Here is a 21,726-nt window from a genome sequence, read left to right on the forward strand (position 1 = left end):
CGGAGCCACCTTGCTCCAGCCGTTGTGACGAAGGAACTTTAGCCGTAGGCGAACCTTGTGAGCCATACGGATAAAGACAGCAACGCTAACTACGGATGGAGACAGCAGTTGGCTACTCTGTATGCGACGCAAGGAAATTGCTGTCGCTATCCGTAAGCGGCAGAGCCGCTAACGGCTACCGCGAGATGGGGGAAAGATGCGTAATCAAAAACCCAGCCAGCCGAAACCCTTGGCCATGATGGCGGCCAAAGCGACCCAGCCGCCGATCTGCCACTTGAGCAGGCGTATTTCCGTGCCCTTGATTTCGCCGCGCACCACTTCGATTTCTTTCAGCAGGCGCATTTCCGTGTTCTTGATTTCGCCGCGCACCACTTCAATTTCCTTTTGTAGGCGCAACTCCGTCTCGCGCAGTTCCGTCTTGACGGAGGTAATGTCACCCTTGAGGTTGGTCTTGACGTCGCTCACTTCCTGCGAGGTGGCAAGCGAACCGTCGCGTTTTTCCAACACCTCCACCAGCGCGTCGAACTGTTCCTTGGTGAACGCCTTTTCGAGCTTCTTTCCGGTGTCAAACAGCAGCATGCGGCCTCCGATGCCCCAGATTAGCTATAATATCAACCCTTGCCAACAGAAGAGTTTCATGCGTCAGAACCGCATCGGCAGCACTGCGGCCCTTGTGCGCGTGGGCGGGGCATACTCACAATGCAAACAGATCCGCATGGCTGCCCGTGCGCTCAAAACGCACAAAGCCGTCGCCGCGCGTGTAGAGCAAAAGCCAGTCTGGTTCCATGTGGGCGTCCATAACGCCCTTCCATGGGCCCGCGAGCATATGTTCACGGCAATGTCCCGGCAGAGGCTTGCCTTCCATGATCAGGAACATGGTTTCCTTGAGCTTGCCCATGTCTTTGCCCCGCCGTTGTGCCAATCTCACGTCCCGCTTGAACCGGCCCGAATACGCAACGCGCATGTCTTATACGCCCAATTGTCTGAAAAGATCGTCAGCGTCAGCGGCCGTGTGGACATCCTCGCCGCGTGCGGATTTGTCCAGCGTTTCCTCAGTCATGGCGTTGGGAATCAATTCCAGGGGAAAGCGTCCGTCGCGGGCGATGCGCGTCAGAAGAATACGTACCGCGTCCGAAACCGAGAGGCCCATTTCGCCCAGCACCACTGCCGCTCGGGTCTTCAGGGCGGGATCCACGCGCGCCTGTACAAGATTGTTCATGATGTTCACCTCCTTGAAAAATGTAATTCATTTGTATGCTATTGGCAAGATCTGAACAGGGGAAGTTAGCTATGCGCCACAACCGTACCAGCATCATCAATACGGCCCTCATGCGCGTGGGGGCCCAGGGTGTCACCGCCGCTTTTCAGGATGCGCCCGCGGCTCAAACGGCTGCCGCCGCTTATGACCGGGTCCTGGCCTACTGCCTGTCCCTGCATCCGTGGAGCTTCGCCATGCGGCATGCGGCCCTGGCCCGAGGCACGGAAAGCCCGGCGCCGGGTTGGCGTTACGCCTGGCCCCTGCCCGCCGACTGCCTGCGGGTGGTGACTGCCGCGGCGGACGGCGGGGAACAGCATATTTGCTACTCCCTGGCCGGAGATGCCCTGCAAGCGGATGCCGCCGCCGTGATTGTCAGTTACGTCAGTTCCGAAGCCGCATCATTCCCGGACGCTTTCGCCGATGCCCTGGCCTGGCGCGTGGCCCTGGAGATCGCCCCCTACGTGCAGCAGGGCGGCGGCAATGCCCGCGACTATCTGGAAATGTTCGAGCGTGCCCTGGACCGGGCCAAAGTGGAAAACGACATGCAGCGGCCCGAACGCGTCTGCCGGTCCTCCTTCCTTAAAGAGCGGATGGTTTTCTGATGCCCCTTTACCATATTCAGAATGTCCTCAACGGCGGCGAGATCACCCCCCTGATGCGCGGGAGGGTGGATCAGCCCCGCTGCGGCAGCCGTCGGCGAGTCTTCGAGCCTTACGGATGGCGACAGCAGGGTTACAGGAGCGTTTGATATGCCCTTATATCACATTCAGAATGTCCTCAACGGCGGCGAGATCACCCCCCTGATGCGCGGGAGGGTGGATCAGCCCCGCTGCGGCAGCCGTCGGCGAGTCTTCGAGCCTTACGGATGGCGACAGCAGGGTTACAGGAGCGTTTGATATGCCCTTATATCACATTCAAAATGTCCTCAACGGCGGCGAGATCACCCCCCTGATGCGCGGGAGGGTGGATCAGCCCCGCTGCGGCAGCCGTCGGCGAGTCTTCGAGCCTTACGGATGGCGACAGCAGGGTTACAGGAGCGTTTGATATGCCCTTATATCACATTCAAAATGTCCTCAACGGCGGCGAGATCACCCCCCTGATGCGCGGGAGGGTGGATCAGCCCCGCTGCGGCAGCCGTCGGCGAGTCTTCGAGCCTTACGGATGGCGACAGCAGGGTTACAGGAGCGTTTGATATGCCCTTATATCACATTCAGAATGTCCTCAACGGCGGCGAGATCACCCCCCTGATGCGCGGGAGGGTGGATCAGCCCCGCTGCGGCAGCCGTCGGCGAGTCTTCGAGCCTTACGGATGGCGACAGCAGGGTTACAGGAGCGTTTGATATGCCCTTATATCACATTCAGAATGTCCTCAACGGCGGCGAGATCACCCCCCTGATGCGCGGGAGGGTGGATCAGCCCCGCTACGGCACCGGCGCGCGCGAGATGCGCAACTTTGTTCCCATGCCCCAGGGCGGCGTCACGCGCAGGCCCGGCACGCGCTTTTTAGGCATGGCGCACGGCGACGCGGCGCGCCTGATTCCCTTTGTCTTTTCCGCGACGCAAGGGCGCATGCTGGAATTCGGAGATAAAACCTTGCGCGTCTGGCTTCCGGATGGCCGTTTGGTGGCGGATGAAAACGGTGAGCCGAAGGTTTTCGAATCCCCCTATGCCGTCGGCGACCTGCACGAGCTGCGCTTTGCCCAATCCGCGGACGTGGTCTATCTCGCCCATCAGGGCTATGCCCCGCGCAGGCTCTCCCGCCATGCCGATGACGACTGGCGCTGGAGCGAGCTGGCCTTTGTGCCGGCCATCGCCGCTCCCGACAACGTCAGCCTGCAGGTCATCGACCGGGGATACAATGGCGACAACGCCACGCGCGTTTACACCTATGCCGTTACGGCCGTGGATGAGAAGACCGGGCAGGAATCCGGCGCCGGAGCCGAGGTCAGCATCACGGCCAAGGCCCTCAATTCCGTGAGCTACATCATCCGCGCCGCCTGGCCCGCCGTGGAGGGTGCGGCCTACTATCGGGTGTACAAAAAGAAATACGGCGTGTTCGGCTATATCGGCAGGTCCGACGCGGAATGCTCCTTTGACGATGAGAACATCGGCGCGGACACCGAGGACACGCCGCCCGAGCACAAGAATCCGTTCGCTTCGGAAGGCGACTGGCCTTCACAGGTCTTTTTTCACCAGCAACGTCTGGGCTGGGCCGCTACGGCCAACAGGCCGATTACCATCTGGCTCTCGCGCCCCGGTGACTTTGAAATCATGGCCGCGTCCACCCCGCCCAAGGATGACGACGCCATTGAAGCCACCCTGGCCGCCACCCAGGCCAACCGCATCGTCTGGCTGCAGCCGGACCGTCAGTCCCTGACCTTCGGCACCGAAGGCAGCGAATGGACGCTTTCAGCCGGTGAGGGCGTGGCCCTGACGCCCTCCAATGTCAGCTTTGAAATGCAGACCGCCAACGGCGGCGACAACGCGACACAGGCCGTTTCCGTGGGCGGCGGCGTGCTCTACCTCCAGCGCGGCGGCAAGGCTGTGCGCCAGTTCGCCTACAATTACAGCGCGGACAAATATCTGGGCCAGGACGTTACCATTCTGGCCCGGCACATCCTGCGCGACGCGGTCGTGACGGCCTGGGCCTTCCAGCAGGAGCCCTACGCCGTGCTCTGGTGCGCGCTTTCCGACGGCACCCTGGCCGGACTCACCTACATGCCGGAACAGGACGTCATGGGCTGGCACCGCCACGACACGGACGGGCGCTTTGAGGACGTGGCCGCCATGCCCGGCACGCCCGACGACCAGACCTGGTTTCTGGTGCGGCGGGGTTGCGGGCTTTGTGTGGAACGGCTGGACAGCTTCTTTGACTCCGATGAGCTGGCGGAAGCCTATTTCCTGGACAGCGCGCTCAATTACCAGGGCGCGGCGGTCACGCGGTTCAGCGGGCTTGATCATCTTGCCGGACGCACGGTTCAGGTTTTTGCCGACGGCGGAACCATTGACGGCCTGGCAGTGGATGCGGACGGCGGCCTGACCCTGCCCCGGCCCGCGTCCAGCGTGCATGCGGGCCTGCCGTACACGTCGCGCCTTGTGCCCAATCTGCCTGAAATTCAGACCCCACAGGGCTCAAGCATGATGCACAACCGCAAAATTTCCGCCGTGCGGCTCCGAACCTACCGCAGTATGTCCTTCCTGGCCGGGCTGGAAGGAAACCTTACCCCTATTGTGGACAGACATATCCGCTCCGGGGCGTTCCGGACGCAGCCTTTTTTCAGCGACGGGACAGACCTTGCCCTGGACGTCTGCGGCGGCTGGGCCGACGAGTCGCCGCTTGTCCTGGAAGTGAACAGCCCTGCGCCGCTGACTGTTCTGGCCATCTCCACAGCCGTGGATGCTTCTCCGTATTCCGGAATGGGAGGGTTCTAAGATGGGCGCCACCGCGCTTGCGTTGACCATGGGCGGGCTTTCCGCCCTTTCCAGCCTGTCGCAGACGCGGCAGCAGAACCGCCAGGCCAAATACCAGCAGGCCCAGCTGGAAGCCAATGCGGCGGCCGCGCGCAATCAGGCCAAGATGACGGCTGAGAAAGGCCGCATTGAGGCGGAAAATCTGGACCGCGAGCGCTCGGCCCTGCGCCGGGAATACGCCGACGTGCAGTCCGGCAATGTGGCGAACCTCGGCGCGCTGGGCGTGGACATGTCCAGCGGCAGCGCGGCGGCTTCCCTGGAGGGCAACGCCAACCGCTTCGCCGCGGACTATGGGGCCAACCGCTACCAGAAAGCCGTGGGAGAATGGGAAACCCGCGAGAACGTCAAGGCCCGGCAGGCCAGCGCCCAGAATTACGAGAACGCGGCCTCCTGGTACGGCTCCACGGTCAAGAACCTGGGGCAGTCCCTGCTCACCGCCGGGGTATCCGGCCTGGTCTCCGGCATCAGCACCTACAGCCTGGCCGGTGGATTCGGCGGCGGGGGCGATGTGGCCCAGGCCGGTAAAGGCTTTGTAAGCGGCAGTCAAAGCGTGCTGCGAAACCTTCAGGCCGGAAATATTCTCCGCAATGGCCTCAAAGCAAGCAGGAGGTAAGTCATGGCCATCCGCATTCAGCAGTACAGCGCGCCGCCCCGGCATATTCAGGCCGGAGACGTTGATCCCGGCTTCTCCCAACCCCTGATCCGCGACGCCGGGCGCTCCGCCGACGCCGATCTGACCGACGCCATGCTCAAGGCGGGCATGCGGATCACGGAGGTGGGCGTCAGGGAGTATGTCAGCCGGGAAACCACGCGGGTGTCGCAGTCGCTTTTGCGTATGCAAGGCGATCTGAGCGCCGAGCGCGACCGATATATGGCGGAACACCAGGGGCAGAACGCCATCAACGCGGGAGAGCATTTCAGGAGCTTCGCCGACGAAGCCATGCGGCGGCACTTGGAGGACGGACAATTCTCCGGCCGCTTTCGCCAGATGTTTGCGCGGCAAGCCGTGGCTACCGGCCTGCACTTCACCGAGCAGGGGCAGGCCTACGGCCGACAGCAGAAGGAAACTTGGGAAGGCTCCGTGCTCAAAGGCGAACTCGCCCACTTTGAAACGCTGGTAGCCAAGAATTACGACAATCCCGAACTGATCACGTACAACCTTGGCCAGTTGCAGGGACGCATCAAAGACATGCGGCCCGGCCTGGACAACCGGGAGATGTTTCAGCAATTGGATTCGTTGGCGGCCAAGGGGCGTCTGGACGGCATGCTGGCTGACGGGCGCTATGACGAGGCTGAACGGCTGATGGGGGGCGGAACCGGAAGCGGCGGTACCATTGCGGAGACGTTTCGCAATCCGCTGAACCTCAAGAAGGCGGGCGCCAATACCGGCACACGGGACGATTTCCGGCAGTTCGGCAGCTATGCGGAAGGCTTCGGCGCGGCATGGGATCAGCTGAAAACATATCAGTCGCGAGACGGCCTGACCACGCCGCGCCGGATGGCGGGCAAATGGGCTCCTGTTTCGGACGGCAATGACCAGAACAAATACGTCGCGGCACTGCGGTCCGTGGGGCTGGACCCGGACGCCGAAATAGACGTGAACGATCCGGGGCAGGCGGCCTTGCTCATGAAGGGCATGGCCCTTGCCGAATCCCCTGTGGGTAAGCGTTTTTCGAAAGATGACATCGCCGCCATGCTGGCCACCGGCAAGGACGCGCCAGCGCCCGGCCAGCTTGAGGCCGGGAATATCAACCTGTTCAACCGGCCCGTGGTCAAGAATGCCGACGGCACCATCAGCACCGTGCGCAGCATGTCCGCCAATTTCGACGGCAAGGAAGTCCTGCTCCCCACCGTCAGCGACGACGGCAAAATCCTTTCCAACGAAGAGGCCGTGGAGCAGTACCGGAAGACCGGCAAGCACCTGGGCATCTTCGACAGCCCGGAACACGCCACCGCCTACGCCAAAACCCTGCACGAGGACCAGGAACGCCTGTATGTCCCGCAAGATCGGCAAGCGCCCGGCCTGGCCGGACTCACGCCGGCCGACCGGCTGAAGTATCAGGGTCAAATCAGAACGGCGCGCCGGGAACGAGTGCTGGAAGCGGGACTTACCGCATCAGCCTTTGAGAATCAAATCTCCTACGGCATGGACAAAGGTGATTTTTCGGCCGCTGAAGCCACCGTCGCCAAGCTGGAAGGCATGGGCGCGCATAAGGAAGCCGGAGAGCTGTCCGAAAAACTTGCCGTCTCCAAACAGGCCCGCACGGCTCTGGACGGGACGCAAGGCTTGCCGTTGCTGGAGCAGGCGGCTGCCGCCAAGAACGATCTGGATGCTCTGATCACGCCGGGCAACGCTAAAGCTGTCGTGGCCATGCGCGAGAAAGTGGATTCCGTGATGGAGAAAAGAAAAAGCGCTTTTATCAAGGACCCGGCCGGATACGTGGCGATCCTGCCCGCCATGCAGGGAGAAATGGATTTTCAGGAGAGAGTGCGCCGCAGTCTCGCCTTGCAGGAGGAAACGGGGAAGGGGCTAGGTTTCACGCCGCGCGTGCTCCCGGACGCGGAGAGCAAGCGCCTGCGCGCGGTGTATGACAAGCAGACCACGCCGGAGGGAAGGCTTCAGAACCTCCGGGGATTACAGCAGCAGGGTGGCATATATTCGCAGCGAATGTTGACGGAAATGAAGATGCCGGAATCGGTTGTGGCTATCGCTCCGGCACTGCCAATCCTGCCGGACAAGGATTCTGGACTCTGGCTTACAGCCGCTGAAATTAAGCCGTCCGATATCCCCAATGTAAATGAAGACGCAAAGAAGAATGCCAGGGATGCCATAGCCAATTCCAGTGCCATGAGCTTTTTCTACGGCATGGCGCGAAAGTTCCCTACAAATACAGTTCTTCGGGACTTGGCAAAAAACATGGAAGCAACCGTTCAGAACGCCTTGCTGCTGGGCATGGAACCCGGCGCGCTGGACAAGGCATGGTCTTCGGAGACAAGCGACAACTGTCTACTGTTGATCCCGAAAAATGCCAATATTGACGCCAGTGATGCCGAAACTGCGTTGGCAAGCCAGCGAGAAGAGATCGCTGCCCGCCTGATGCGGGAATACCCCAAAAGCGGCGACGCCGCAAAAGACCGCACAGCCATGGCCAACCGCCGCGCACTGGCGCGGGAAGGCGTTTTTGTGTCCAGTAATAACGGTTTGTCCGCATCACTTCTTGATCCCTGGACCGGCGATCCCGTGTTCTGGCAAGACGGGAGCCCTGTGACGGTTGACCTGAACGACGCCTTGGCCGCCGCGCTTTCGGAGGAAGAGGAAGACGAAAATGATCTTTGAGCTGGCCTTTGCACACAAGAAACCATTCGACCTCCGGAAACTGGACGAAATGTCCCTGATGCCGACACCTTCCGCCGGGGAATACCTGGGCGAGCATGTGGCCCAGGCCTTTGACCGGACCATCCCCGGGCGCGTGCTGGAAGAGCAGGCCATTCTGGACGCCGAAAAGGCCGAGGGCACGTATGATCCCGACTATCTGCCGCAGCGGGAAGCGCGCGACATGTTCGGCTCCTTTCCGGATATGCCGGAACTGCGTCATGCGCACGCTATACCGGAAGATGAGTGGAAGGCGTCTCCTTACTATCGCAAGGGGGTGCAATATCGTCCGGACATGACCGCCACGCGGGCTCGCATCCTGTCGGAAAATTACGATGAGCGGCGCTTCCGGGAAGAACTCATTGCCAACGGCGACGCTGCCTACGGTCCGGGCGTGAAAGCGGCGGCTTTCGGGGCCATGTTGCTGGGCAGCCTGCCGGACCCGGTGAACGTTCTGCCCCTGGGCGGCGGCGTGCGGGCCGCTTCTTTGCTGGGCAAGGCCGGATTGAAAGCGGCCATCGGAGCCGGGGCCAAGGCGGGCATTGTGGAGGGCGCTGCGGGCGCACTGCTCTCCGACGCGCTGACTCTGCCCGATCTGGCGGCCCGGGGCGAAGACGTGGGCTTTGTCGATGTGATGCTGGACACTGCCTTCGGTGCTTCCCTGGGCGGTGGGCTGGGAGCCCTGGGCGGCGGCATCGGCGGCTATCTGGGCAAACGCCGAGCCCAGGCGCAAGCGCTTTTGGCAGAGCGGGCGCTGCTTCGGCACGCGGAACTGCTGCGTGAGGCCGATGTACGGGAAAAAGCGGCTTTGGCCGTGACGACGGAGTTCGGCGCGCTGGACAATAATTTCCTCAATTCCGGCTGGCATGCCTTTGAGGACAACCCGGACGACTTCTTTCTGAGCCGGGCCGGACGCGACGGCGGGCCCGGCGCGTCGTTGGCGACACGTGCCGAGACTTTTTTCGGTCTCCTTGATGAAGTTGATCTGGGCATCGCCCGGCGTGATCGCTGGCGCATCTGGACAGCCGAGTTTCAGAAGCAGCTCGAAGATGCCGGGTTCTCTTCCCAGAAGGCGGAATCATTCAGTGACGTGCTGGGCGCGCACGCCGAGGTCATGGCCCCCATGTACGGCATGGAGCCGGGGCAGTGGCTGGAGCACAGGCTTGCGGGTTTCCGGCAGATGAGTCCGGAAGAATTTGCCGCAGTACGCGAGGGCTTTTTATATGACGCGCCCGGACGCGAAGCGGCGGACTTGCGGCAAGCCACAGGCGAAGGACGGGGCGCGAACCCCATTGCCGACGCCGTCTGGGGGCAGCTTGACCGCGCGGCTATCCGTGAGGGCTATGGCCAGGACGTTGTACGGGCCATTGAGGAGCGTTACGGGCGAGGCGTGTTTGCCAAGACCAGCGGCGGGAAGGCCAAGGACCGCGCGACCCTGAGCAATGACGGTCTGGCTTCGGAGCTTTCCCGGCGCGGGCTTTTGCCGGAAGGCTCCAGCCTGGACGATATGGTAAACTATCTGGCCACGGGCGAAGGCGTGGACACGGGCCGGGCGCTGTATCAGCCCGCCGACATGGTGCGCCCCCTTCCCCAACGCTTCGCGGATATGCCCACCCTAGAGGCCGACAGCTCGCACTGGTTCGGCAAGGGGAAGGAGATTGAGGCCGACAAGAAGAATCTACGCAAGAATATCAAAGAATGGGCCAAAGAACATTTTTCCAGAGATACAACTGTCTCCAATGCGGATACGGGATGGGATGTGCGGGTAACGCCCAAGGGTATCGAAAACTCGCTTTCGCATGGATTTGATGAACCACTGGCCCGTTCCGTGCCCTTCATTCCGCAGATTGTGGAAGGCGGCATTCATGTTGCGACCACAGAGAAAAAAGCCGGCCTCATGTCGCATATTTTTGCGAACAAGGTCAGGCTGGACGGAAATGACTATGTAGTGGGCTTTGTGCTGCGCGAGGATGATAACGGGAATCGTTTTTATGACCATGAGCTGACGGAAATAATCGACCCCGGTTGGTTATACCGGGACCCGCTCTCCAAAAAGGAAACGTTGTACACCGGACCGGCCAACCGGGGTCTTGACCCCGATCGGCTCGCACCGGGCAGAGACACTTCCGAAGAAGCCTTGGGACACCGGACCAATCGGGGTGATGTGATGAACATACTCCGGGAAAAGCTGGGCGTCAATGACGGCAGCGGGCGGATTCTGTTTCACGCCGCGGACGGCGATCCGGCCAACGCGCGCGGGGCCCTCGTCTTCCGGCCCGAGGATGGCCAGGCGCTCATTGCCCTGTTCAAGGGCAAGCGGGACATTTCCACAGTCATTCACGAGGGCGCCGACCGGGCCGCCAGAGTCGAGAGATACGGGGAACTTGGGCAAACCGTGCTGGAATGCGTCATGGAGGTGGCGGAATAATGGCCCTGAACAAGAGAGACTGCATTGCCGCCGTCAAACAGGCCGGGGCGTCTGAGCTGGAGGCCCTCGACATCGTGGACATGCTGCTGGAGCAAAAAGCCCGGTTGAAAGCCTCCGGCGACCTGACGCCGCAAAACCTTTCCCGCGCCTGGAGCGCCACCGCCGAAGGCCTGGCGCGCCAGCGGGCGATACAGCGCCGCCGCACTGCCCTGGGGCTGGTCAAGTTCCGCGAGGCTGCGGGCTTCGTTGATTCCGCCAAGGCCCAGGGAGTTTCGGCCATGGAAGGCATTCAAGCCCTGATGGTGGGCGTTTCCCGACGGTTTGACGGAGCGCGTCGTTCTGTATCCGCCTTGCGGCAGGGCATCTTCAAATCCTGGGCATCACCCATGCTGCGCGAACTGGAGGCCGTCGACAACGGCGCGGCCCTGCGCCTCATGCGCGAAGACAAGGCTTTTCATGACAGCGTATTCCGCGAAATGCGCGAACCGGACAGCACGGGCGACAAAAACGCTCGCGCCATTGCCGACATCTTCAGCCGCTACACGGAGCAGAGCCGCGTCCGGCTCAACGCCGCCGGGGCGGACATCGGCAAACTGGACGGCTGGACGCCGCAGACCCATGATCCCTATAAGCTTATGGCGGGCGGCGAGGCCGGGCGCGCGAAATGGGTTGATTTCATGCTGCCCCGTCTTGATCTGGAGCGCACTTTCGACGGCGTGGGCCTGGTGGACGCAAACCGTGCCCGCGAGTTGCTTAACGGCGTGTACGATACCTTGACCATGGGCAGGAATCCGCACATGCCCGGCGACTTCACGGGCGGCGGCGCTTCCGTCCCCGGCCCGCGCAATCTGGCGTCCGGCATGGGCAAGAGCCGCGTGCTCCATTTCAAGGACGCGCAAGGCGCGCTGGAGTATCATGACGCCTACGGACGCGGCAACATTTTCGACGCCATGCTCCGGCATCTGGAGCAAGACGCGCGGGCCCTGGCCCTCATGGAACGGCTGGGGCCAAATCCGCAGTACACGCTGGAAAGACTTCTGGCTCATGAAAAGCGCGCGCTCAAGGACAACGCCGTCCTGACTCCCGAAGAAAAAGCGCGGCAGATGCGGGAGTTGGACAATGCCTTTTCCGGCGGCATCATCCGCCAGGGCAGGGTTTCCGCATGGCTGGCGGAGCTGACAGGAGAAACCAGCTGGGCGGTGCATCCCACGCTGGCCAGAGTCGGGGCCGTGCTGCGCGCGTCGCAAAATCTTTCCAAGTTGGGCGGCGCGTCCCTCTCGGCCATTGCCGACGTATTCACCAAGGCGGCATCCATGCGCGTCAACGGCGAGACATGGCCCGGGGCAATAGGAAAAAGCCTTGCCCAGTATATCCAGGGATTCAGCGGCAAGGAAAAGGACGTCGCCCGGCAGTGCGGGGCCTTTCTGGATCATGTGCGCGGCGACATCGTTGCCCGCTGGGATGACGCCAGCGGCATGCCTGGAGTGCTGGCCGACCTTCAGGACAAGCTTTTCCGCTGGAGCGGTTTGAACTGGATCACCGAGCGCGGCAAGGCGGGTTATACGCTCTGGTTGTCGGAGCACCTGGGAGAAGTGTCCGGCAAGGCCTTCGATCAGTTGGACGGACCGCGCCGGGCCATGTTGCAATACCACGGGGTGGATCCGGAACGCTGGGAGGCCATGCGCAAAATGAGCCACCAGGCCGAGGACGGCAAGGCCTACTTCACGCCGGAAGCCGCTGCGTACTTAACGGACGCCGACCTTGCGCCGCTCTTGCCGGAGCATGCGAAGAACGCGCCGCCGGACGTCCAGGCGCGTGAGCTGGCCCGTATCCGCGACAGCCTGCGCTTTGACAGCATGGCCATGCTGGCCGATGAAACCGCCTTTGCCATCATTGAGCCGGACGACGCTACCCGCGCCATCATGCGCCAGGGCACGCGGCCCGGAACCGGGGCGGGCGAAGTCTGGCGGGCCATAATGCAGTTCAAATCCTTCCCCATAGCCTACATGCAACGCGTGCTTGGCGGCCGCCGCTGGGTACGCGGCGATTTGCAGAGAGGCATGCGCTACGGCCCGCGCAATCTGCCGGGGGCGGTCGAGGATGCGTTGACGCGGGATATGGGCGGGCTCATGGGGTTTGTGCTCAGCTCCGTGGCCTTCGGCTACGCGTCCATGACGCTCAAGGATCTGGCCAAGGGCCGGGAGCCGCGCAGTCTGGCCCACAGGGAAACCTGGCTGGCCGCCGCGATGCAGTCCGGCGGAGCGGGCATTTTCGGAGACATCCTTTTCGGCAAGGTCAACCGTTTCGGCAACAGTTTTGCGGAAACCGCAGTGGGGCCGCTGGGCGGGCTCATCGGCGACGCGGCCACCTTGGGCGGCCAGCTTGTGCGCGGCGACATGGCCGATGCCGGAGAGGACACGTTGCGCCTGGCCATGGGTAACGCGCCCTTCATCAACCTCTGGTACACCCGCGCCGCCCTGGACTGGATGCTGCTCTACCATGTGCGGGAAATGATGTCGCCGGGAACCCTGCGACGCACGGAACGCAAGATGAAAAAGGAGTTCGGGCAGGAGTTTCTTTTTCCGCCGTCGCAATTCATCCGGCGGGGTGGGGGATTCCGGTAGAAGCTTCGGGAGGCTCCTGTAGAAATTTTCGGCTCCGTCTAGAAGAGAGCCCCATGAAATCCGAGGGAACTCAAAGCTAGTTGAGAAGGCTATCAATGGTTCTTTTGAAATCCTTGATTCTGTCTTCGAGATTACGGAGCTCGTCGTTGTTCTGATTCTTTTTTGGGGAAGGCTTAGTTGACTGCGTTGAAAAAATTTCTTCCATTACTGGAAATTTGATTTTTTGGTTTTGTTTTTCACGTAACTCTTGAATGTATGGACTATATTCAGTAGCAATACTTGCTTCTATTTCTTTGTATGAATGATCTATAAGTATTATATCAATAAAAAATATAATTATTACGATAAGTAAAAAATTAATTAGAATTTTAAAACTTTTTCTTTCTCTTATTATATAAAAGTATCGCATTGATATAAAAATGAATATTAAAATTGAAATAGAAATAATGGTTAGAGTTATACTCTTCTTTTTGTTTTTTATCTCTGACAGCATCACTTGTTCTGTGATATACGGTGATTCATCTATATCTTGTGGGGTTAGGCCTGGTCTATCTGCAAAAGCAGATTCAAACACACCGATCTGAATATAATTCCCTGGTTGTTGCGAGGGCGCAGAGGTGTCCGCTCGAGCCACCGGCGCAATCACGCACAAAAGGAGAAGCGCCAGCAGCGCACAGCCCACAAGTCTTTTCATGGCTTAATTTTAAACGGCCTTGGGGGCTTTGACAACCACAGAGGGATAAAAGGACGGGCCGGGGGATGGAGGTCATCCTCGGCTCGTTTCTATGCCAATGAGGGCAGTATGGCTTGTTGCTGGTGCTTGTTGACGGGGGTTACATAGGGTTTGTCTTTGATGTTGACGGGGTTGAAATTTATTTACATCCTGGAGTAGCACAAGCTTAATCTGCTTGGTTTTACTAATAATACTTCTTAATCCTGTATGATTATTAATTATATTAATGTGTTACTTTCAGTGTGGAAATATCCTACGGAAAGCGAGGTTAAAAATGGATCTGTCTTCGCTGGTAAAAGATTTCAGTACAACGCCGTTCCTTTTTGTGGGGTCTGGTTTTTCTCGGAGATACTACGGTCTTCCCGACTGGAAAGGCCTTTTGCAGATTTTTGTCCAAAGAATGAGCAACGATGAGTTTGCGTTCAACAAGTATATAAGCAGGGCTGAAGGCCTTATAAATTCTGGAAAAGAAGGAATCCTGCTTGCCGTTACCGCCGGACTCATCATGCAAGATTTTGACAGACTTTGGTATGAGGATTCTTCTTTCCGTCAGCTGAGGGATTCCTACAAGGTGTTTGTGAAGAATGGGCAGTCACCATTTAAGGTAGAGGTAGCCCAATATATTGATAACCATTCCGTCCCTGTGGAAACCATGCGAGGCGAGCTGGCAAAATTGAAAGAACTTTCCCGCCGTAGCTTGGCTGGCATTATTACCACCAATTATGACTGCCTTCTTGAGATGGAAATGGAGGATTATAAAACCTTCGTTGGGCAAGAAGAACTTATCTTCTCCGCGCTCCAGGGCTGGGCGGAGATATACAAGATACATGGTTCTGTTACCAATCCGGGTACTATTATCATTACAGATAAAGATTACAGGGGATTTAAGGAATACAGTCCTTATCTTGCGGCAAAACTTATGACTATATTTATTGAGTTTCCAATTATATTTATTGGATATTCAATAAATGACCCTAATATCCGTATAATATTGGAAGAGCTTGGTAGATGTCTTTCGAAGGAAAATCTTCAAAGGCTTCAGCGCCGCTTTATCTATGTGGAGCATAAGAAGGATAAACATGATATAGAATTTTTTGAACATTCCATAGTGATTCGTGACGACTATATCCATATGACTGGCATTAGAACAGACAATTTTATGGCAATTTATGAAGCACTTGCTGAAAAACGGGCTTCTCTTCCTGCCAAGCTTATTCGTATGTTCAAACAGGAATTTTATACTTTTGCGCTGACTAGCGAACCTACGGCCAGAATACGGGTAGCTAATATTGATGACGCACGAGTAAGAGATGAAGATCTCATGATTGCGATTGGGAAAGCGTCGGAGTTTGGTTTGAGGGGATTGTCCGGCATGACGATGAAAGAATGGTATCAACATGTTGTTCTACATGATCTTGAATTCTCTGCTGACGACATCCTAACGTATGCTTTTCCTGTCTTGCATAGAAAAAACATGGCCCTGCCGTTGAACATGCTGCTGAACGAGGCAAACAGGTCATACCCTGAATGCGAAGCAAACAGATGTGCTAGTTTTGATTCTATACTAAACTCAAATTATAGAAAAGGAAGGAATAGAACTATAGAGGTGAGAAGCATAAATGGAATCATTAAATGTTTTAATAATGATATGCATAAAATCATATATGAGATTCCGTATCTCAAGGAATCAGAGATTGATGTAGAGGAGTTGGAAGCCTATCTGAGAGGACTCTTTTATCAAAAAGGGCTTTATAATAACCTAGATAACAATAAAAGGTCAGATCTGCACAGAGTGGTACGGATATTTGATTATCTCAAATATGGCAGATAACAAAAAGCCTTGGCCTAGTGGATACTCTCTATCCACAAAGAACCAAGACTTCTTGCACATAAAATACATTAAGTTGGGGCACAACAAATACGCAGTCCCCCTCTCCGATAGTGGACATTTCGTATCCTGTACCCGTGCAAAAAATAGATGAAAATTGAGTTTTGTCAACTCATACGCGCCTGCAGGTCAGGCGCGGTGGTCAAAGTAGACTTGCCGCTCAAGCATCCTTTTCCCGGTATTGAAGCTGTCATTGGTGGTATTTCCGGAGGCCAGAGCCATGATCGGCAGCGCGATCAGGGCAAGGGCAAGGATGATTTTTTTCATGCTCATCCCTAACAAATAGCCGATATTGCCGCAAGACGGGATATTGCGGGCACGAAAAAGCCGCCCGTAGGCGGCTGGGGAGATATGCCCTGCGTTTTTCTGATGAGCGCGGGGATGGGGAAAGTAGGTAGAGGGGGCGCTTTTCGCCCTTGGCGTCGGTGCATTCAACCAGCTCAAAGTTGAGCGCGTTGAATGATTTTGCACAGTTATGAATACTCTGTTCAGGCAGATATGAGGAGCGCTTAAAATTCAGCAGTCCTCCGACGAGTGGAAGGACCGGGAACCGATTCCGGTCAGGTCCGAGAGCGGTGTAGGACAAGAACTTGAAATGCGCATCATCTCCGAGTCCGGCCTGTCCGCCCTTGTCTTCCGTAGCGGTGCTAGCAATTTGCTAACATGCTGCTTCTTTCAATGTTTTTTTGTTCACTGAAAGCGCGATCTTGTTTCACTATAAGCGCTTGTTTTCATGCATATTCACCATGAAATATAAAGTAATTTCGGCCCTTTGAAGGCCCGCAAAGCGCTTTTGCGCACTGGCTCCGGCAAAACAAAGCCACCGCGCTTTATCAGAGCGCCGGCGGCTCTCCGGCTCAACCCAAGCCCGCCGAGGCGGGGCGTGTCTCTGAACTCAAGCAGGGTGGCTTTGAACACACACTAGCTGAAGAGGGCGGCACTGACAAGAGTCCCGGTGACGCCTCCGCCATACCCCGTCGGCGTGCGCCGGTCATTGAGGTTCGCGGCGATGAGCTGGGCGTGCCGGAGGGCGCGCCCAGCAGGGAGTACCAGAAAGCCGCCCGCGAATTGTACCGGAAATTACAGAAGACGCCAGCGCAGCGGGAGGATCTGGGAGAAATCAGGTTTACCAAGGCAGGGTGGAGCGAAGCGGCGCGCACCGGCGCGGATCCGAGAAAGTGGCGGCTTTTTCCGAAATTGAAAGAAATCATCGAGGGCGCGGCGTACATTGAGCGCCATGAGCTCAGGAAGCAGCGCAAAGATAATATTATCGCCTTTCACTGGCTGGAAACCGATGTTGCATTGGGGGGCGAAAATCTTCGCGTGGGGGTGCAGATTGCGGAAGATGCCGACGGCAACAAATTCTACAACCTGAACCAGGATTTGGAGGGATGGAGTCAAAAATACGAAGCTCCCGGAGCAGATCCGGCTCTATCGGATGCCGGCCCCCAGGAGCTTCGCCAGAACGCGACAGCGCCTGTTGAAAACAGAATAGTTCCTGACGCCGACAGCGTCAACCTGCATATCCTGCCGCAAGAGGGAGGGCAGGGCGGCCCTGTGGTCCGGGGCTCCGTCACCCTCTCGCCCGAGAGCGCGGCCGCCCGCATTTTCAAGGAGGCCAATCTCTCCACCATCCCGCACGAATCCGCGCATATTTTTCTGGATGACCTCATGCGCGTGGCCGCGGACGACGGCTCCATCGCCCTGGGCAACATGCGCCGCTCCCTGGCTGATGCCCTCAAGGGCGAGGCCCCGGCCGTCCGCCGGACCGTGGACGCATTGCTGGCGGATGCCGCAAAATCCCCGGCCTATAAGCGCATTGCCGCCCTGCGCACAGCCGTTGCCGAACTGCGCGCCAATGCGCGGGACGCCCGCGCCGCCTCGCGCGCCCATGCGGCGGCCGTGGAGGAGCTGCAGCGCCGGGCCAGGGAAAAGGGCGAAACCTTCCAGCCCGGCCAGACCCCGCCCTGGTTTGGCCACCAGGCCGCGCGCATCCTCTCCCGCGACCATGCTTCCGCCAACGCCCGCGCCGCCAACATCGTCAGCCGTGCCGTGGGCCATCTCCACGCCCTGGACCAGGCCCGGGCCGATCTGCGCGCCCTGCGCCAATGGGCTCAGGTTCCTGTGGAAGGCGAGCTTGCCCAGGGCTCGGAAGAATGGACGAAATTCCATGAAACCGTGGCGCTCGGTTTCGAGCAATATCTCAGGGAGGGCAGGGCCCCCAGCCGCAAGCTGGAAGCGGCCTTCGCCCGCCTGCGTTCCTGGCTGCTGAAAGTGTACGGGCAGGCCCGCGACATTCTGGGCCTGCCCGTCAGCGACGACGTGCGCCGCGTTTTCGACCGCATGCTGGCCACGGACGCACAGATCCGCCGGACGCGCGGGATGCGAAATGTCCTGGCCGCCGAGAGCGACTTCATGGGCAGCGGCCAGCTCCGGCATGACGAGTGGGACGAACTCAACGCCATGCGCGGCCAGGCCGAGCGCGAGGTGCAGGCCGCCATGGACCGCGCCACCCTGCGCGAACGCAACATGCGGTATAAAGAATACTACGCCGAGGCCCTGGCCGGGCTGGATGCGTCGCCCTTCTGGCAGATGGTGGGCGACCTCTCCGCGCGCACGCGCACGCCGGAGGGGCAATCCCTGGGCGGCCTCGACCGCGCCGGTGTCGCCCGCCTCATCGGCGAGGAGCAGACGGCGGAGCTTTCCCGCGCCCGGCACGGCATCATCAACGCCCGGGGCAATGGCTCGCCTGTGGACATGGCCGCCATGGAACAGGGCTATGAAGACGCGGACGCCCTTGTCCATGATCTCTACGACGCACTGGTGGTCCGGGGCGAAAGCAAGAAAAAGCTGGCCGTCGCCCTGGCCGAGCAGCGCCTGGCCGAGGACGACAGGGCGGCCGAAGCCGATGCCCTGCTGCACGGCGGCGAGAGCTACGCCGCCTATCTGGACAAGGTGGACGAGGTGGTGCTGCGTATCGCCGCCCGCAAGGGCTACCGCGGTGTGGAAGAACAGGACCGCTTTGTGCGCAACTCCATCACGCCCCGCAGCGTCGTCCGCAATCAGGCTTTCCAGATGTTGCACAACAGTCCCCTGCGCGACATCACGCCCGAACGCTATCAGGCCATGCTCGACAAGGCGTTGCGCGACCGCTCCCGCGCCCTGGTGGACGGCGACGTGATGGCCGCCGTGCGCGCTGTGGACAATGCCCGCGTGGCCAACGAACTGATCTGGTCCTCCCGCGACCAGTTGCGCCGCAGCGACGAACTGCTTGAGCTGGCCGCCAGAACAGCGGCCGCCAAGCCCGGAACTTTCCCCACCATTCACCGCGAGGCCTTGCGCAAACTGCTGGAGCGTTACGGCCTGGCCCATATGCGCGGCCTGCCTGACCAGACGCTGGGCGCTTCCAGCCTGCGCGAGCTGGTGGAGAAAACCCTGCCCGGCGACGACGTGGCGGGCATTCTGCCCAGCTTTGCCGACTGGCTGCTCGACGGCGTGAATCCCGATACCGGCGCAGCCCTGCAGAACGGCCGTCAGTCCTGGCGTGATCTCACCCCCGCCCAGTTGCAGGAGGTGGAAAACCTGCTCCACTATCTGCGCCATGTCGGCTACGACGCCCGCACCGATGCCCGCAACAGCGAGGCCGCCAGGGTGGAGCTGACGGCCAACCAGGCGGCGGCGCGCATGCGGCCCCTGAAGGAAATGCCCAATGCCCCGGCGGACAGCCTGCGCCGCAAGGCTCAGGACGCCGCGCGCGGGCTTTATTCCGCCGTGGACGCCCTGCGCTGGGAGTTCCGCAAGGCCGACGGCTTCAGCAATGTGCCGGGCGAAGGGGAGGCCGGCCCCATGGAAACCATGCTGGACCAGATCCTGGGCGGCGAGCAGCGCGTCCGTGAGCGCGTGGAAGCCGTCAATCAGGCCATGGCTCCACATCTGGTCCACCTGGCCGACAGCGTGCGGCAGTGGGAGAAGCGCTACGGCAAAAATCTCATGCTCAAGGACGCTGTCGGCAGGCCCGTGGAATTGCCGCCCAGCCTGCACCGGGCCTACGGCAAAAAACACTGGACGGCGGACATGGTCCTGGCCCTGGCCCTCAATTGCGGCAACCGGTCCAATATGGCCCGCCTCGCCAGAGGGTATCCGGATCTGAACTATGAAACCCTGGAGACGCTGCTGGGCGATCAGACGGCCGCACGCATCTTCAATGCCGCCAGAGGACAGGACGCCGCCCCCACTCGCTCCGGCGGCAACCGTCCCGGCCTGCTCAGCCTGGACGACTGGCGGGCCGTGCAGGGCATCTGGGATGCTCTGGCCACCCAGTGGGCCGACACCCAGGCCGTGCACGAGCGCATGTTCGGCTTCAAGCCCCAGGGCGTGGAGCCGCGGCCCCTTGTCCTCACGGACCTGACCGGCAACGCCGTCACCCTGCCCGGCGGCTACTACCCCGTGCGCTATGATCCCAACGTCTCCGACCGCGTGGCGGCCTGGAATGAAAAGGAAGACCTCATGGCCCGCAACGAGGCCATGTTCTCTGTTCCGGCCGCCAGGCGCGGCTATACCCAGGCCCGCACCGAGCGCGCGCCGGTCCTGCCCCTGCGCCTGGATACCGGCATCATCATGGAACACATCAACGACGCCGTGCGCTTCATTGAATTGGGCGAGATCGTGCGCCGGGCGGACCGGGTCACCCAGAATCCCGCCTTCCGTGTGGAGTATGCCCGCGTCTACGGCCGGAGGGATTACGACGCCATCCGGCCCAACCTGCGCGGTCTGGTGCGGCAGGAGCCGCCGCCCAAAAGCGACTGGGTGGTCTCCGTCGCCAATGCCATGAGAAAATACCTTGTGCCCTGGGGCCTGGCCTGGAATCTCAAGGTGGCCGCCCTGCAAATGACCGCCGTTTTCCCGGCCATGGGCGATCTGGGCGCGCGGCCCGTGCTGCGCGCCATGGGGCATATGTCCCGTCACGGCCTCTCGACCATGCGCCGGATCTGGGAGGTCAGTCCCTATATGAAGTCCCGCATGGACAATATCGACCAGGACCTCCGGCGCCATATGGCCAATTTCAATCCGGCCCGGCGTCCCAAATCCGTCCGCATCGGCAAACGGGAGATTGCCTGGGAAGATCTGGTCAACGCGGGCATGCTGCCCATCGTGGGCGTGGATATGGCCGCCACCGGCGCGGTCTGGCTGGCCGCCTACGCCAAAAAGCTCTCCCAACTGCAAGGGGAGGCCGCAAACTACGGCATCAGTACCGACAGCGAGTTCCACCGGCAGGCCGTGGACTTTGCCGACTCCATGGTCAAGCAGTCCAATCCGGACTATGACCCCTCGTCCCGCAGCGGCTTTCTGCGCGCCCAGAACGGCTATCGCCTCGTCAACGCCTTCGCCGGCGCCGTCACGCTCTTTGCCGCCCGCCACAAGTACATGTATACCGCCCATGCCAAGGGCAAAATCAGCCTGGGCCGCCTGGCCAGGTTCGAGCTGTACGACACCATTCTGCCCGCCGCCGGCATGTTCCTTTTCCTGGCCCTGGTGCGCGGCTACGCCGGTGACGACGACAATGAGGAACTGACCAGGCTCGCCATGTCTTCGCTCTGCGACTTCGGCTCCCAGCGCATCCCCATTTTCGGCAGCAACGTGGGGGACGGTCTCATGTCCCTCATGGGCATGGGCGAAGGCAGCCAGAAACGGGGCGGCGTGCGCACCACGCTGGATACGCCCGTGCAGCTCTGGAGCGTGGCCACCGGCAGGGCGGGCCGCGCCCTGCATGAGGGCGTCACCAACGACGAGCAGGCCAGGCAACTTGTCTACGCCGCGGCCGACATCGCCAGCTTCCTGGCCAGGGTGCCCGTCTCCAAGCCCGCCTGCAATGCCGAGCGCGGCTGGGACCAGTGGCAGCGCGGCAAGGGCACGCCCCTTTCCGTGCTTATGCCCCGGCCGGGGAGGTAGCA

Annotated in this window: 13 protein-coding genes; 8 read left to right on the top strand and 5 right to left on the bottom strand. The window is 60.2% G+C overall.

Features of this window, described 5'->3' with window-relative positions; genetic code table 11:
* Window positions 1-204 precede the first annotated feature (204 nt).
* The 3 genes from HMPREF0326_RS14150 to HMPREF0326_RS14160 form a co-directional block, all read right to left on the bottom strand.
* Window positions 205-579 (bottom strand): hypothetical protein, encoded by a 375-nt coding sequence (locus HMPREF0326_RS14150; protein WP_008686471.1) that lies wholly within the window; start codon window positions 577-579, stop codon window positions 205-207.
* A gap of 115 nt (window positions 580-694) precedes the next feature.
* Entirely contained in the window at window positions 695-964 is a 270-nt protein-coding gene (locus HMPREF0326_RS14155; RefSeq protein WP_008686470.1) for a type II toxin-antitoxin system YafQ family toxin, read from the bottom strand.
* A 3-nt stretch (window positions 965-967) separates the two neighbouring features.
* Entirely contained in the window at window positions 968-1,219 is a 252-nt protein-coding gene (locus HMPREF0326_RS14160) for a type II toxin-antitoxin system RelB/DinJ family antitoxin (protein ID WP_020990676.1), read from the bottom strand.
* Window positions 1,220-1,290: 71 nt separating this feature from the next.
* Here HMPREF0326_RS14160 and HMPREF0326_RS14165 point away from each other — a divergent pair, with 71 nt between their 5' ends.
* The 6 genes from HMPREF0326_RS14165 to HMPREF0326_RS14190 all read left to right on the top strand — a co-directional run bounded on the left by HMPREF0326_RS14165 (window position 1,291) and on the right by HMPREF0326_RS14190 (window position 13,154).
* Window positions 1,291-1,860, top strand: a complete 570-nt coding sequence (locus HMPREF0326_RS14165; protein ID WP_020990677.1) for a hypothetical protein — start codon at window positions 1,291-1,293, stop codon at window positions 1,858-1,860.
* Between the two features lie 739 nt (window positions 1,861-2,599).
* Complete coding sequence (locus HMPREF0326_RS14170) at window positions 2,600-4,690, top strand: hypothetical protein (protein WP_008686467.1); 2,091 nt, start codon at window positions 2,600-2,602, stop codon at window positions 4,688-4,690.
* A gap of 1 nt (window position 4,691) precedes the next feature.
* A complete protein-coding gene (locus tag HMPREF0326_RS14175) occupies window positions 4,692-5,342 on the top strand; it encodes a hypothetical protein (protein ID WP_008686466.1) in 651 nt (216 codons plus the stop codon).
* 3 nt (window positions 5,343-5,345) lie between these two features.
* Complete coding sequence (locus tag HMPREF0326_RS14180) at window positions 5,346-8,066, top strand: hypothetical protein (protein ID WP_008686465.1); 2,721 nt, start codon at window positions 5,346-5,348, stop codon at window positions 8,064-8,066.
* Complete coding sequence (locus HMPREF0326_RS14185; RefSeq protein ID WP_008686464.1) at window positions 8,056-10,530, top strand: hypothetical protein; 2,475 nt, start codon at window positions 8,056-8,058, stop codon at window positions 10,528-10,530. Before HMPREF0326_RS14180 ends, HMPREF0326_RS14185 begins: the two co-directional genes overlap by 11 nt.
* Window positions 10,530-13,154, top strand: a complete 2,625-nt coding sequence (locus tag HMPREF0326_RS14190; protein ID WP_020990678.1) for a hypothetical protein — start codon at window positions 10,530-10,532, stop codon at window positions 13,152-13,154. Before HMPREF0326_RS14185 ends, HMPREF0326_RS14190 begins: the two co-directional genes overlap by 1 nt.
* 76 nt (window positions 13,155-13,230) lie before the next feature.
* Here HMPREF0326_RS14190 and HMPREF0326_RS14195 read toward each other — a convergent pair whose 3' ends face one another.
* The gene (locus HMPREF0326_RS14195; protein WP_020990679.1) at window positions 13,231-13,848 is read right to left on the bottom strand and encodes a hypothetical protein; all 618 of its coding nucleotides are present in this window, start codon (window positions 13,846-13,848) and stop codon (window positions 13,231-13,233) included.
* Between the two features lie 313 nt (window positions 13,849-14,161).
* On the opposite strand from HMPREF0326_RS14195, the gene HMPREF0326_RS14200 reads away from it, so the two are divergent.
* Entirely contained in the window at window positions 14,162-15,718 is a 1,557-nt protein-coding gene (locus HMPREF0326_RS14200) for an SIR2 family protein (RefSeq protein ID WP_020990680.1), read from the top strand.
* Window positions 15,719-15,904: 186 nt separating this feature from the next.
* Here the strand turns inward: HMPREF0326_RS14200 and HMPREF0326_RS17265 are convergent, their stop codons facing one another.
* Window positions 15,905-16,219: a hypothetical protein gene (locus HMPREF0326_RS17265; protein WP_198012628.1), complete on the bottom strand. Its 315-nt coding sequence runs from the start codon at window positions 16,217-16,219 to the stop codon at window positions 15,905-15,907.
* 576 nt (window positions 16,220-16,795) lie between these two features.
* On the opposite strand from HMPREF0326_RS17265, the gene HMPREF0326_RS14205 reads away from it, so the two are divergent.
* A complete protein-coding gene (locus HMPREF0326_RS14205; protein ID WP_020990682.1) occupies window positions 16,796-21,724 on the top strand; it encodes a hypothetical protein in 4,929 nt (1,642 codons plus the stop codon).
* Window positions 21,725-21,726 lie beyond the last annotated feature (2 nt).

The organism is Desulfovibrio sp. 3_1_syn3, from assembly GCF_000145315.2.
Taxonomy (GTDB): Bacteria; Desulfobacterota; Desulfovibrionia; order Desulfovibrionales; family Desulfovibrionaceae; genus Desulfovibrio; species Desulfovibrio fairfieldensis.